This window comes from Clostridium sp. BSD9I1, from assembly GCF_900185645.1.
Taxonomy (GTDB): domain Bacteria; phylum Bacillota; class Clostridia; order Clostridiales; family Clostridiaceae; genus Clostridium_AK.
In genome coordinates this window covers 37,313-49,773 of the sequence record NZ_FYAM01000027.1, presented here as the reverse complement: position 1 = coordinate 49,773, position 12,461 = coordinate 37,313, and the positions used below count along the sequence as shown (strand labels likewise).

Annotated in this window: 22 protein-coding genes; all 22 read right to left on the bottom strand. The window is 34.9% G+C overall.

Going from position 1 to position 12,461, the window contains the following annotated elements; all coding sequences use genetic code 11:
- Window positions 1-14: 14 nt before the first annotated feature.
- Window positions 15-197 (bottom strand): 50S ribosomal protein L30, encoded by a 183-nt coding sequence (rpmD, locus tag BSD9I1_RS17175; protein ID WP_186431343.1) that lies wholly within the window; start codon window positions 195-197, stop codon window positions 15-17.
- A gap of 12 nt (window positions 198-209) precedes the next feature.
- Window positions 210-707 carry a 30S ribosomal protein S5 gene (rpsE, locus tag BSD9I1_RS17170; protein ID WP_035306466.1) on the bottom strand — a complete coding sequence of 166 codons (498 nt, stop codon included), beginning with the start codon at window positions 705-707 and terminating at the stop codon, window positions 210-212.
- A 16-nt stretch (window positions 708-723) separates the two neighbouring features.
- The gene (gene rplR, locus BSD9I1_RS17165; RefSeq protein ID WP_035306462.1) at window positions 724-1,083 is read right to left on the bottom strand and encodes a 50S ribosomal protein L18; all 360 of its coding nucleotides are present in this window, start codon (window positions 1,081-1,083) and stop codon (window positions 724-726) included.
- Between the two features lie 20 nt (window positions 1,084-1,103).
- Window positions 1,104-1,646 (bottom strand): 50S ribosomal protein L6, encoded by a 543-nt coding sequence (gene rplF / locus BSD9I1_RS17160; RefSeq protein ID WP_035306459.1) that lies wholly within the window; start codon window positions 1,644-1,646, stop codon window positions 1,104-1,106.
- A gap of 22 nt (window positions 1,647-1,668) precedes the next feature.
- Entirely contained in the window at window positions 1,669-2,067 is a 399-nt protein-coding gene (gene rpsH, locus BSD9I1_RS17155) for a 30S ribosomal protein S8 (protein ID WP_035306457.1), read from the bottom strand.
- A 27-nt stretch (window positions 2,068-2,094) separates the two neighbouring features.
- The gene (locus BSD9I1_RS17150) at window positions 2,095-2,280 is read right to left on the bottom strand and encodes a type Z 30S ribosomal protein S14 (protein WP_035306453.1); all 186 of its coding nucleotides are present in this window, start codon (window positions 2,278-2,280) and stop codon (window positions 2,095-2,097) included.
- Window positions 2,281-2,296: 16 nt separating this feature from the next.
- A complete protein-coding gene (gene rplE / locus BSD9I1_RS17145) occupies window positions 2,297-2,839 on the bottom strand; it encodes a 50S ribosomal protein L5 (protein WP_035306451.1) in 543 nt (180 codons plus the stop codon).
- A gap of 21 nt (window positions 2,840-2,860) precedes the next feature.
- Entirely contained in the window at window positions 2,861-3,181 is a 321-nt protein-coding gene (gene rplX, locus BSD9I1_RS17140) for a 50S ribosomal protein L24 (protein ID WP_035306447.1), read from the bottom strand.
- A gap of 18 nt (window positions 3,182-3,199) precedes the next feature.
- A complete protein-coding gene (rplN, locus tag BSD9I1_RS17135) occupies window positions 3,200-3,568 on the bottom strand; it encodes a 50S ribosomal protein L14 (protein WP_035306444.1) in 369 nt (122 codons plus the stop codon).
- Window positions 3,569-3,599: 31 nt separating this feature from the next.
- A complete protein-coding gene (rpsQ, locus tag BSD9I1_RS17130; protein ID WP_035306440.1) occupies window positions 3,600-3,854 on the bottom strand; it encodes a 30S ribosomal protein S17 in 255 nt (84 codons plus the stop codon).
- A gap of 19 nt (window positions 3,855-3,873) precedes the next feature.
- The gene (gene rpmC, locus BSD9I1_RS17125; protein WP_035306437.1) at window positions 3,874-4,086 is read right to left on the bottom strand and encodes a 50S ribosomal protein L29; all 213 of its coding nucleotides are present in this window, start codon (window positions 4,084-4,086) and stop codon (window positions 3,874-3,876) included.
- Window positions 4,076-4,519: a 50S ribosomal protein L16 gene (gene rplP / locus BSD9I1_RS17120; RefSeq protein WP_186431342.1), complete on the bottom strand. Its 444-nt coding sequence runs from the start codon at window positions 4,517-4,519 to the stop codon at window positions 4,076-4,078. The genes rpmC and rplP overlap by 11 nt, the downstream gene beginning before the upstream one ends.
- A gap of 17 nt (window positions 4,520-4,536) precedes the next feature.
- Window positions 4,537-5,205 (bottom strand): 30S ribosomal protein S3, encoded by a 669-nt coding sequence (gene rpsC / locus BSD9I1_RS17115; protein ID WP_186431341.1) that lies wholly within the window; start codon window positions 5,203-5,205, stop codon window positions 4,537-4,539.
- An 18-nt stretch (window positions 5,206-5,223) separates the two neighbouring features.
- Entirely contained in the window at window positions 5,224-5,559 is a 336-nt protein-coding gene (gene rplV, locus BSD9I1_RS17110; RefSeq protein ID WP_186431340.1) for a 50S ribosomal protein L22, read from the bottom strand.
- Between the two features lie 22 nt (window positions 5,560-5,581).
- Window positions 5,582-5,866: a 30S ribosomal protein S19 gene (rpsS, locus tag BSD9I1_RS17105; protein WP_186431339.1), complete on the bottom strand. Its 285-nt coding sequence runs from the start codon at window positions 5,864-5,866 to the stop codon at window positions 5,582-5,584.
- A 68-nt stretch (window positions 5,867-5,934) separates the two neighbouring features.
- Complete coding sequence (rplB, locus tag BSD9I1_RS17100; RefSeq protein ID WP_186431338.1) at window positions 5,935-6,765, bottom strand: 50S ribosomal protein L2; 831 nt, start codon at window positions 6,763-6,765, stop codon at window positions 5,935-5,937.
- 59 nt (window positions 6,766-6,824) lie between these two features.
- Window positions 6,825-7,118 carry a 50S ribosomal protein L23 gene (gene rplW / locus BSD9I1_RS17095; RefSeq protein WP_035306421.1) on the bottom strand — a complete coding sequence of 98 codons (294 nt, stop codon included), beginning with the start codon at window positions 7,116-7,118 and terminating at the stop codon, window positions 6,825-6,827.
- Entirely contained in the window at window positions 7,118-7,738 is a 621-nt protein-coding gene (gene rplD / locus BSD9I1_RS17090) for a 50S ribosomal protein L4 (protein ID WP_186431337.1), read from the bottom strand. The genes rplW and rplD overlap by 1 nt, the downstream gene beginning before the upstream one ends.
- A gap of 24 nt (window positions 7,739-7,762) precedes the next feature.
- Window positions 7,763-8,392, bottom strand: coding sequence for a 50S ribosomal protein L3 (gene rplC / locus BSD9I1_RS17085; RefSeq protein WP_186431336.1), 630 nt, complete (start codon window positions 8,390-8,392; stop codon window positions 7,763-7,765).
- Window positions 8,393-8,471: 79 nt separating this feature from the next.
- Window positions 8,472-8,780 (bottom strand): 30S ribosomal protein S10, encoded by a 309-nt coding sequence (gene rpsJ / locus BSD9I1_RS17080; protein WP_186431335.1) that lies wholly within the window; start codon window positions 8,778-8,780, stop codon window positions 8,472-8,474.
- A 384-nt stretch (window positions 8,781-9,164) separates the two neighbouring features.
- The gene (tuf, locus tag BSD9I1_RS17075; protein WP_186431328.1) at window positions 9,165-10,358 is read right to left on the bottom strand and encodes an elongation factor Tu; all 1,194 of its coding nucleotides are present in this window, start codon (window positions 10,356-10,358) and stop codon (window positions 9,165-9,167) included.
- Window positions 10,359-10,386: 28 nt separating this feature from the next.
- A complete protein-coding gene (fusA, locus tag BSD9I1_RS17070) occupies window positions 10,387-12,450 on the bottom strand; it encodes an elongation factor G (protein ID WP_186431334.1) in 2,064 nt (687 codons plus the stop codon).
- Between the last annotated feature and the right edge of the window lie 11 nt (window positions 12,451-12,461).

Sequence of the window (12,461 nt, the reverse complement as noted above, 5' to 3'; positions counted from 1 at the left end):
TTACACCTCCTCTTTTACTGTACTTCTTCTACATCTAAAAGGTAGCTTACCTTATTTACCATTCCTCTGATTTGAGGAGTGTCATCATGTTCAACAGTTTTACCGATTTTCTTTAATCCAAGAGCGGTAACTGTAGCTATCTGATCTTTTCTTCTACCAATTGTACTTCTTTTTAAAGTAATTTTAAGTTTAGCCAAGGCTATTCCCTCCTAACCTAAGATCTCTTCAACGGTTTTTCCTCTTAGCTTAGCTATTTGCTCAGCTGTTCTTACTTTTGATAAACCGTCGATAGTTGCATTAACCATGTTTCTTGGGTTATTGGAACCTAAAGATTTTGCTCTAACATCTTTTAATCCTGCTAGTTCAAGTACCGCTCTAACTGGGCCCCCAGCTATAACTCCTGTACCTTCTTTAGATTTCATTATAAGTACTCTTCCAGTACCGAATTTACCTTCTATATTATGTGGAACTGTAGTTCCTACCATTGCAACTTCCACTAAATTCTTCTTTGCGTCTTCTATGCCTTTTCTAATTGCTTCAGGTATTTCTATAGATTTTCCCATACCTACGCCTACATGACCATTTTCGTCTCCTACTACAACGAGGGCGCTAAATCTAAAGTTTCTACCACCTTTAACAACCTTAGCAACTCTATTAATAAAAACTACTTTTTCCTTCAAGTTTAAAGTGCTAGGATCTATTCTCATTTATTTCCCTCCTTTATTAGAATTGTAAACCTGCTTCTCTTGCACCTTCGGCAAGTTGTTGCACTCTTCCGTGATAAATGTATCCGCCTCTATCAAACACTACTTTAGTAATTCCTTTTTCTATAGCTTTTTTAGCTACAGACTGGCCTACTAATTTAGCTCCTTCTTTATTGCTTCCAACTGCACTGAATTCTTTTTCTAAACTGGAAGCTGAAACTAAAGTTACTCCATTTATGTCATCAACTATCTGAGCATATATGTTCTTTTCGCTTCTATATACTGCAAGTCTTGGCATTTCAGGAGTTCCAAAAACTTTTTTACGAACTCTTATGTGACGTCTCACTCTTGATTCTTGTCTATCTTGCTTATTAATCATTGAAACTCACTCCTTTCTTATTATTTCTTACCAGTCTTACCTTCCTTACGTCTAATAACTTCGTTATCATACTTGATACCTTTTCCTTTGTAAGGTTCAGGTTTTCTCCAACTTCTTATATCAGCAGCAACGTTTCCTACCTTTTGTTTATCTATACCGCTAACTACTACCTTGTTATTTCCTTCAACTTGGAATTGAACACCTTCTACTGGTTCTATTTCAACTGGATGTGAGAATCCTAAGCTCATTACTAATTTATTTCCCTGCACTTGAGCTCTATAACCTACACCAACTAATTCTAAAGTCTTTTTGTATCCTTCAGTTACTCCAATAATCATATTATTGATTAAAGCTCTTGTTAATCCATGAAGAGCTCTGTTTTGTTTTTGATCATTATTTCTTGTTACTACAACAGAATTATCTTCAACGGCTATATTAATAGCAGTGTTCATAGCTTTAACAAGTTCACCCTTTGGTCCTTTAACAGTAACAACGTTGTCTGGTGTTACTGCGAAAGTTACACCATTAGGTATAGCTATTGGAAGTCTACCAATTCTTGACATAATTACACCTCCTGTTTCCTAATTACCATATGTAGCAAAGAACTTCTCCGCCTACAGCTAATTTTCTTGCTTCTCTATCTGTAACTATTCCTTTTGAAGTTGATACGATAGCTACTCCTAATCCATTCAACACTCTAGGAATCTCTTCTTTTCTGCAATATACTCTTAATCCTGGTTTTGATATTCTCTTTAAACCAGTAATAGTCTTCTCTTTGTTCTGACCATATTTCATTGTTACTTTTAACATTGGAACTGATCCGTCAGTATATTCCTCAACGTTCTTTATATATCCTTCTTGTAACATTATGTTTGCAATAGCCTTCTTTATAGTTGAAGAAGGTATTTCTACAGTTTCATGTTTAACTATATTTGCGTTTCTTATACGAGTTAATAAATCAGCAATTGGGTCAGTCATTACCATTTAATGTGCCTCCTTTCCTATTCTATATTACCAGCTAGCTTTCTTGCATCCTGGTATCTGTCCTTTATATGCAAGTTCTCTAAAGCAAATACGGCATATACCAAACTTTCTTAGCACAGCGTGTGGTCTACCACATATTCTACATCTTGTATAAGCTCTAGTGGAATACTTAGGTTCTTTTTTCCATTTTTCTATCAAAGCTTTACGTGCCACAGTTTTCCCTCCTTAATTACTGAGCAAATGGCATTCCAAGGAATCTTAATAATTCTCTAGCTTCCTCGTCAGTCTTTGCAGTAGTTACAAATGTTATATCCATTCCTCTAACTTTATCAATTTTATCATATTCAATTTCTGGGAATATTAATTGTTCTTTAAGTCCTAATGAATAATTTCCTCTACCATCAAAAGACTTATCAGAGATTCCTCTAAAGTCTCTAACTCTTGGAAGAGCTACATTCATTAACTTATCTGCAAATTCATACATTGTGTTCTTTCTTAATGTTACCTTACAGCCTATTGCCATATTCTCTCTGATTTTGAAGTTAGCAATAGATTTTTTAGCTCTTGTTAATATTGGCTTTTGACCTGCTATTATAGTTAAATCGCTAACAGCTGATTCTAATACCTTCTGATTATCCTTAGCTTCTCCAATACCCATGTTAATAACTATTTTATCAAGCTTTGGAACTTCCATTATATTTTTATATCCGAACTTTTCCATTAAAGCTGGTACAACTTCTTTTTCATACTTTTCTTGTAATCTTGGATTCATTAAGTAAACCTCCTTTCAAGATTAGAATGTTTCTCCACACTTTTTACAAACTCTTACCTTAGTTCCGTCATCTAATAACTTATGACTTATTCTTGTTACTGATTTGCACTTTGTGCAGTATAACATAACTTTGGAACTATATATAGGTGCTTCTTTATGAACTATTCCACCCTGCATATTCTCTTTGCTTGGTTTTTGGTGTTTTGTAATTAAATTAACACCCTTAACTAATACTTTGTTAGTCTTAGGTAATACACTTACAACTTCACCTATTTTGCCTTTATCTTTACCAGATATAACCATTACAGTATCCTGTTTTCTAACATGTATTTTATTCTGCATTCAAGTCACCTCCCTATCCTATAGAACTTCTGGTGCTAAGGATAAAATTTTTGTGAATTCTTTGTCTCTTATCTCTCTAGCTACAGGTCCAAAGATACGAGTACCCTTTGGCTGTTTATCATCTTTTATTATAACAGCCGCATTTTCATCAAATCTTATGTATGATCCGTCTGCTCTTCTTAATCCTTTAACAGATCTTACTATAACGGCTTTAACTACTTCACCTTTTTTAACAACACCGCCTGGTGTTGCACTTTTAACACTAGCAACGATTATATCGCCTATGTTACCCCATTTTCTTTTTGATCCACCTAATACTCTAATACACATTATTTCTTTAGCGCCAGAGTTATCTGCAACTTTTAGTATAGTTTGCTGCTGAATCATTCAAATACCCTCCTTTCAGCCTTTGTAACTATTATTTAGCTTTTTCTACTATTTCTACAAGTCTCCATCTTTTATCTTTAGATAATGGTCTAGTTTCCATTATTAATACTCTATCATTCATCTTTGCTTCATTATTTTCATCATGAGCTTTGAATTTAGTTGTTCTATTAATTGTTTTTCCGTATAGTGGGTGACGAACTTTTGTTTCAACTGCAACAACAATTGTCTTATCCATTTTATCAGAAACAACTCTACCTAATCTTGTCTTTCTTAATTTTCTTTCCACAGGATGAACCTCCTCTCAATTACTGCTCAATAGTCCTTAGTTCTGCTTCTCTAAGGATGGTTTTAATCTGGGCTATAGATTTTTTAACTTCTCTTATTCTCATTGGGTTTTCTAATTGGCCAGTAGCTAATTGAAATCTTAGGTTAAATAATTCGCCCTTAAGGTCATTTAATTTACCCTCTAAATCTTGTGGGTTGTTTTGTCTTAATTCTTGTAATTCTTTAGCCTTCATTGATTTCACCACCCATTTCCTCAAAGTCTGATCTTTTTACAAATTTAGTTGATACAGGTAGCTTGTGTGATGCAAGTCTCATAGCTTCTCTAGCAACCTTTTCATCTACACCTGTTAACTCAAATAAAACTCTATCTGGTTTTATAACTGCTACCCAATACTCTGGTGAACCTTTACCGGAACCCATACGTGTTTCAGCTGGCTTTTCAGTAACTGGTTTATCTGGGAAAATCTTTATCCAAAGTTTTCCTCCTCTTTTTATATATCTATTTATAGCTATTCTGGCTGATTCTATCTGATTGCTAGTAATCCAACCACATTCAGTAGCTTGTAAACCGTAATCACCATATGCTATAAAGTTTCCTCTTGTAGCCTTACCCTTCATTCTGCCGCGTTGTACTTTACGATGTTTAACTCTTTTAGGCATTAACATGTCATATTCCTCCTTCCCTATGCATTAACTTCTTCCTTTTTTTCTTTTTTAACTGGAAGAACTTCACCTCTATATACCCAAACTTTTATTCCTATTTTACCAAATGTAGTATCTGCTTCAGCAAATCCATAATCAATATCAGCTCTTAATGTCTGTAGTGGAATTGTGCCTTCATGATACTGTTCAGTTCTAGCTATATCTGCTCCTCCAAGTCTTCCTGCACAAGCAGTCTTAACACCCTTAACTCCTGATTTCATTGCTCTTTGTATAGTTTGCTTCATTGCTCTTCTGAAAGAAATTCTCTTTTCTAACTGCTGAGCAACATTTTCAGCCATTAACTGTGCATTTGTTTCTGCGTTTTTAACTTCTACTATATTTATTAATATATTTTTATCATCTTTTACAAACTTCTTAAGCTCGTTTCTTAAAGCATCTATCCCTGAACCACCCTTACCAATTATCATTCCTGGTTTAGCAGTATAGATGTTTAATTTAACTCTTTTTGCAGCTCTTTCTATTTCTATTTTTGAGATTCCAGCAGCATAAGATTTTTTCTTTACGAACTCTCTTATACTATTGTCTTCTACTAAGTTATCTGCAAAATTCTTCTTATCAGAATACCATTTAGCATCCCAATCTTTAATAACTCCAACTCTTAAGCCGTGTGGATGTACTTTCTGACCCATCTGTTTCCCTCCTTCTTTTTAAGCTCTTTCTTTAACAACTAATGTTATATGACTAGTTCTTTTAAGTATTCTAAAAGCTCTACCTTGTGCATGAGGTTGAAATCTCTTTAATACAGGTCCCTGACAAGCGTAAGCTTCTGCTACATATAATGTATTTATATCTAAATTTAAATTATTTTCTGCATTTGCTACAGCTGATTTCAACACTTTTTCAACAACTACAGCTGCTCTTTTAGGAGTATATTTTAATATAGCAAAGGCCTCATTTACATTCTTATCTCTTATTAAATCAAGAACTATACCCACTTTCATTGGGGACATTCTTACATATTTAGCTATTGCTTTAGCTTCCATTTATTATTACCTCCTTCCCGCATTATCTAACAGAACTTGACTTAGCTGTCTTATCTACGTGACCCCTATAAGTTCTTGTTAGAGCAAATTCTCCTAATTTATGTCCTACCATATCTTCAGTAACATATACAGGAACATGCTTTCTTCCATCATGCACTGCTATAGTATGACCAATCATCTGTGGGAAAATAGTTGAACTTCTAGACCAAGTCTTCACAACTTTCTTTTCTCCATTTTTGTTCATTTCATTTACTTTCATTAAAAGTCCTTCATGTATAAAAGGTCCTTTTTTAACAGATCTACTCAAATTTATTGGCCTCCCTTCATATAACCGTTATAATAATCTTTGAAGAGAATAAAAATATTCTCTTCAAATTATTTAGTTCTTTTCTTAACAATAAGTCTGTCTGAATACTTCTTATTTTTTCTAGTTTTGTATCCAAGAGCTGGCTTACCCCATGGAGTCATTGGACTTGCGTGTCCGATTGGTGATTTACCTTCACCACCACCGTGTGGATGGTCATTAGGATTCATTACAGAACCTCTAACTGTAGGTCTGAAGCCCTTATGTCTTGTTCTTCCAGCTTTACCTATGTTAATTATATCATTAGTTAAATTTGATACTGTTCCTATAGTAGCTCTACATTCTACTCTAACGTATCTCATTTCTCCACTTGGAAGTCTTAAAGTTGCATAGTCTCCTTCTTTAGCCATTAACTGTGCGGAACTTCCTGCTGCTCTTACAAGCTGAGCACCTTTTCCTCTTGCTAATTCCACATTATGAACAATTGTACCTACTGGTATGTTCTTTAATGGTAAGCAGTTTCCTACTTTTATATCAGCTTCTGGTCCTGATACAATTGTATCCCCTACTTTTAATCCGTGTGGAGCAACTATGTATCTTTTTTCACCATCAGCATATACAACTAATGCTATAAATGCTGTTCTGTTTGGATCATATTCCACGCTAGAAACCTTAGCTGGAATTCCATCCTTGTTTCTCTTGAAGTCTATTAATCTATATTTTCTCTTTGCACCGCCACCACGATGACGAACAGTTATTTTACCGGTATTATTTCTACCACCTGTTTTACTTAAAGAAACTAATAATGACTTTTCTGGCTCATTTGTTGTAATTTCTTCAAATGTGCTCATAGTCATCTGTCTTCTACTTGGAGTGGTAGGTCTAAATGTTTTAACTGCCATTTGTAAACCTCCATTTCTTAGCTTATCTGGCTTATAGCCACTAACGCTTTAATTTATTATTACATTCCTTCAAAGAATTCTATAGCTTTACTATCTTGAGCTAGTTTAACTACAGCTTTCTTGTAATCAGGTCTTTTTCCAAAGTGTACTCCAACTCTCTTGTTCTTTCCAAGAATGTTTGCAGTTCTTACTTCTTCTACTTTTACGCCAAATACTGCTTCAACAGCTGTTTTTATTTGACACTTATTAGCATGCTTATCTACGATAAAGGTGTACTGCTTTTCTCCCATAGAAGCCATACTTTTTTCAGTTATAACAGGTCTTCTTATTATATCATAATTTGTTAGCTTCATTATGCATACACCTCCTCAACTTTAGATACAGCATCCTTAGTTATAATAAACTTTTCATACTTTAAAATATCATATACATTTAAATTGTTTACTGGAATAACTGCTACTCCTTCAATGTTTCTAGCTGATTTATAAACATTTTGGTTTGATTCAGCTGTAACAATTAAAGTCTTTTTAGCTTCAAAAGCATTTAACATAGCAACCATTTCCTTAGTCTTTGGGGCTTCTAATTCAAGATTTTCTAACACTATCATGTCATTATCTTTAACTTTCGCAGATAAAGCTGACTTCATAGCAACCCTTCTCATTGACTTTGGAATTGAAACTCTATAACTTCTTGGCTTTGGAGCAAAAACAATACCTCCGTGTATCCATTGTGGAGATCTTGTTGATCCTTGTCTTGCTCTACCAGTTCCCTTTTGTCTCCAAGGCTTTATTCCGCCTCCAGAAACTTCTGCTCTTGTCTTTGCAGACTGAGTTCCTTGTCTTTTATTAGCTAATTGAGCTACAACTACTTGATGTAATGCATACTCATTAATTTCAGTAGCAAATATATTATCTGCTAATTGAACATCTCCAACCTTTTGACCTTGTTTATTAAATAATCCTACTGTAGGCATTCTGCATCCTCCTTTCTACAAAAATTAAGCTTTAACGCTATTTCTTATTACTACAAAACCTTTATTTGGTCCTGGCACTCCGCCCTTAATTAAAATTATATTTTTTTCTGGCATAATTTTAACAACTTCTAAATTTAATACAGTTGTATTTCTGTTTCCCATGTGTCCAGGCATCTTCTTGTTTTTGAAAGTTCTTGATGGATCTGAAGAAGCTCCCATGGAACCTACTGATCTATGGAATTTAGAACCGTGTGTCATTGGTCCTCTGTGACCATTCCATCTTTTTATTGTACCTTGGAATCCCTTACCCTTGGAAACTCCAGATACGTCAACTTTATCTCCTGCTACAAATAAATCTGCCTTTAATTCCTGTCCTACTTGATAATCATTAGAATTCTCTAATTTGAATTCCTTTAATAATCTTTTAGATTCTACACCTGCTTTGCTGAAGTGACCCTTTCGTGGCTTGTTAACTAATTTTTCTTTTATTACACCATATCCTACCTGTATAGCCTCGTAACCATCTTTTTCAACAGTTTTTTTCTGAGTAACTACACATGGACCTGCTTCAATTACTGTTACAGGAACCACCTTATTGTTTTCATCAAATATCTGAGTCATTCCAAGCTTTTTACCTATTATAGCTTTTTTCAATTGTTACACCTCCTCAACATATTAGCGGACCACATTATTACGCAGTCATAATAGTTCGTAATAGTAAAATCTATTACAATTATAATTTTATTTCAATATCAACGCCTGCTGGTAAATCTAATCTCATTAACGCATCAACAGTCTTTGGTGATGGGCTAAGGATATCAATTAATCTCTTATGAGTTCTAATTTCAAACTGCTCTCTTGAATCTTTGTACTTATGTGGAGCTCTTAATATAGTAACAATATCTTTTTCTGTTGGTAGTGGCACTGGACCTGCTACCTTTGCTCCTGATGCTTTAGCAGTTTCAACAATTTTTTGAGCTGATTGATCTAAAATTGTGTGATCAAATGCTTTTAGTCTAATTCTAATTTTTTGCTTTGCCATTTAATTTCCCTCCTTTTTTCCTGCACGCTTTACTTCATACGTACAACAGCGGATATATTCTATAAACTGCTCCGGGTGTTGCATTATACGCCACAACGAAACACATCACAAAATAACCGTCGCCTGGTTCTAGACCAAAACTAACTAGGTTAAGAATTACCCGGAAGTCCGGCAACCTCTTACCTCATCGCTGTTATCACAATACAACTTCTATAGTATACACTATTTCTTTAAAGTTGACAAGTATTTTTTTTATTTTATCTAACAGCCTAATATATGTTATATATCTACACTTTATAAAAAAGAAGAGTGTAAAACACTCTTCTTTTGCTATGCATAGCTAAAGTATATACCTTGATTTGAAAATTTTCAACAATTTTTTTATTATTCTTCTATTGTAGTAACAACACCTGAACCTACTGTTCTTCCACCTTCTCTGATAGCGAATCTTAATCCTTCATCCATAGCTATTGGAGTGATTAATTCAACTTTCATGTCTATGTGGTCTCCAGGCATTACCATTTCCATTCCATCTGGTAATTTGATTGATCCTGTAACGTCTGTTGTTCTGAAATAGAACTGTGGTCTATATCCGTCGAAGAATGGTGTGTGTCTTCCGCCTTCTTCTTTCTTTAATACGTATACTTGACCTACGAATTTCTTGTGTGGGTGTACAGAATTTGGTGCTGCTAATACTTGACCTCTTTCGATGTCATCTCTCTGTACTCCTCTTAATAATGCTCCAATGTTGTCTCCTGCCATTGCTGAATCAAGTAACTTTCTGAACATTTCTATTCCTGTTACTACTGTCTTTCTCTTTTCTTCAGTTAATCCTACTACTTCTACTTCATCAGCTACTTTTAATATTCCTGATTCAACTCTTCCTGTTGCAACTGTTCCTCTTCCAGTGATTGTGAAGATATCTTCTACTGGCATTAAGAATGGTTTGTCAGTTGCTCTTTCTGGAGTTGGGATATATTCATCTACTGCTGCCATTAAGTCCATTATTGGTTTTGTCTTTTCTTCATCTGTTGGGTTTTCTAATGCTTGTAGTGCTGATCCTACTACGATTGGTGCTTCGTCTCCATCGAATCCGTATTCACTTAATAATTCTCTTATTTCCATTTCAACTAATTCGATTAATTCTGGATCATCTACCATATCTGCTTTGTTTAAGAATACTACTATTTTTTCAACTCCAACTCTGGAAGCTAGTAGTATGTGTTCTCTTGTCTGTGGCATTGGACCATCTGCTGCACTTACAACTAAGATAGCTCCATCCATCTGTGCTGCCCCTGTTATCATGTTCTTAACATAGTCAGCATGTCCTGGACAATCAACGTGTGCATAGTGTCTGTTTTCTGTCTGATATTCAACGTGTGCTGTGTTGATTGTAATTCCTCTTTCTCTTTCTTCTGGTGCCTTATCTATTGATGCATAGTCAAACGCTTCAGCAAATCCCTTTTTTGATAATACTGTTGTTATTGCTGCTGTTAATGTTGTCTTACCATGGTCTACGTGACCTATTGTTCCTATGTTTACATGGGGTTTGTTTCTTTCAAATTTTGCCTTTGCCATTTTTTATTTCCTCCTTTATGTTAAACAATTATTTTGATGTTGATATTTGTTCTTGTATACTCTTTGGAACTTCTTCAAAATGATCAAATGTCATTGAGTAAACTCCTCTACCCTGTGTTTTTGATCTTAAAGTAGTTGCATATCCAAACATTTCGGAAAGTGGTACAAATGATCTAATAATTTGTGCCCCATTATCCGCTTCCATACCTTCGATTCTACCTCTTCTGGAGTTAATGTCACCAATTACATCTCCCATATAATCTTCAGGAACAGTTACTTCAACCTTCATCATAGGTTCAAGCAATACTGGATCTGCCTTTGCCATTGCATTCTTGAATGCCATAGAACCAGCAATCTTAAACGCCATTTCAGAGGAGTCAACATCATGGTATGAACCATCGAATAATCTAACCTTAAAGTTAAGAACTTCATATCCTGCAATTATACCAGTTCTTGAAGCTTCTCTTATACCATTATCAATAGGAGATATAAATTCCTTTGGAATAGATCCCCCAACAATAGCATTTTCAAACACGTATTCTCCTTCTGATGGTATCAATTCAATCCAACAATGTCCGTATTGTCCACGTCCACCAGACTGTCTTACAAACTTACCTTCTGCTTTAACAGCTTTTCTAATAGTTTCTTTATAAGCAACCTGAGGAGCACCTACGTTACACTCAACTTTAAATTCTCTTTGAAGTCTATCAACAATTATTTCTAGATGAAGTTCTCCCATACCTTGAATAATTGTCTGACCTGTTTCCTGATCTGTAAATGTTCTAAATGTTGGATCTTCTTCTGCAAGCTTTGATAAAGCTATACCCATTTTTTCCTGACCAGCTTTTGACTTTGGCTCTATAGCTACAGATATAACTGGTTCTGGGAATTCCATCTTTTCAAGAATGATTGGATTTTTTTCATCACATAGAGTGTCTCCAGTTGTAGTATCTTTTAATCCTACTACTGCACCAAGATCTCCTGCACGTAATTCTTCAACTTCTTCTCTATGATTAGCGTGCATTCTAACTAATCTACCAACTCTTTCTTTTTTACCTTTTGTAGAGTTATATACATATGTACCACTTGTCATTACACCTGAATAAACTCTAACGAATGCTAGCTTACCAATGAATGGATCAGTAGCTATTTTAAATGCTAATGTAGACATTGGCTCTTCATCAGATGCATGTCTTTCCATTTGTTCTCCAGTATCTTCATCATGACCCATTATTGCAGGAATGTCTACTGGTGAAGGCATGTATTTAACTATAGCATCTATCATCGGCTGAACGCCTTTGTTTTTATAAGAGGAACCACAAATAACTGGAACTATCTTATTAGCTATAACACCTTTTCTTAAAGCATCATTTAATTCATCAACTGTTATTTCTTCGCCTTCTAAATACTTCATCATTAATTCTTCATCAACTTCTACTATAGCTTCTACCATTGCAGCTCTGTATTCTTCAACTAAGTCCTTCATATCTTCTGGAACTGCACTTGTGTCCATAACTGTTCCAAGATCATCTTCATATATATGAGCTTCTTGAGTTATTAGGTCAACAAATCCTTTGAAGTAATCTTCTTTTCCTATTGGAAGCTGAATTGGAACTGCATTTGCATGAAGTCTATCCCTCATCATGTTTACAACTCTAAAGAAATCGGCTCCTATTATATCCATCTTATTAACATAAGCCATTCTTGGAACTTTATACTTGTCTGCCTGTCTCCATACTGTTTCAGTCTGTGGTTCAACTCCACCCTTTGCAGTAAGAACTGTAACAGCTCCGTCAAGTACTCTTAGTGATCTTTCAACTTCAACGGTAAAATCTACGTGTCCTGGTGTGTCTATTATGTTTATAACATGATCTTTCCACATACATGTTGTAGCAGCAGATGTTATTGTTATACCTCTCTCCTGCTCCTGAACCATCCAGTCCATGGTAGCTCCACCTTCATGTACTTCACCTATCTTATGAGTTTTACCAGTATAGAATAATATACGCTCTGTAGTTGTAGTTTTTCCTGCATCTATGTGAGCCATTATTCCTATATTACGAAATCTTTCTAATGGAAACTGTCTTGCCACTGTATTTCCTC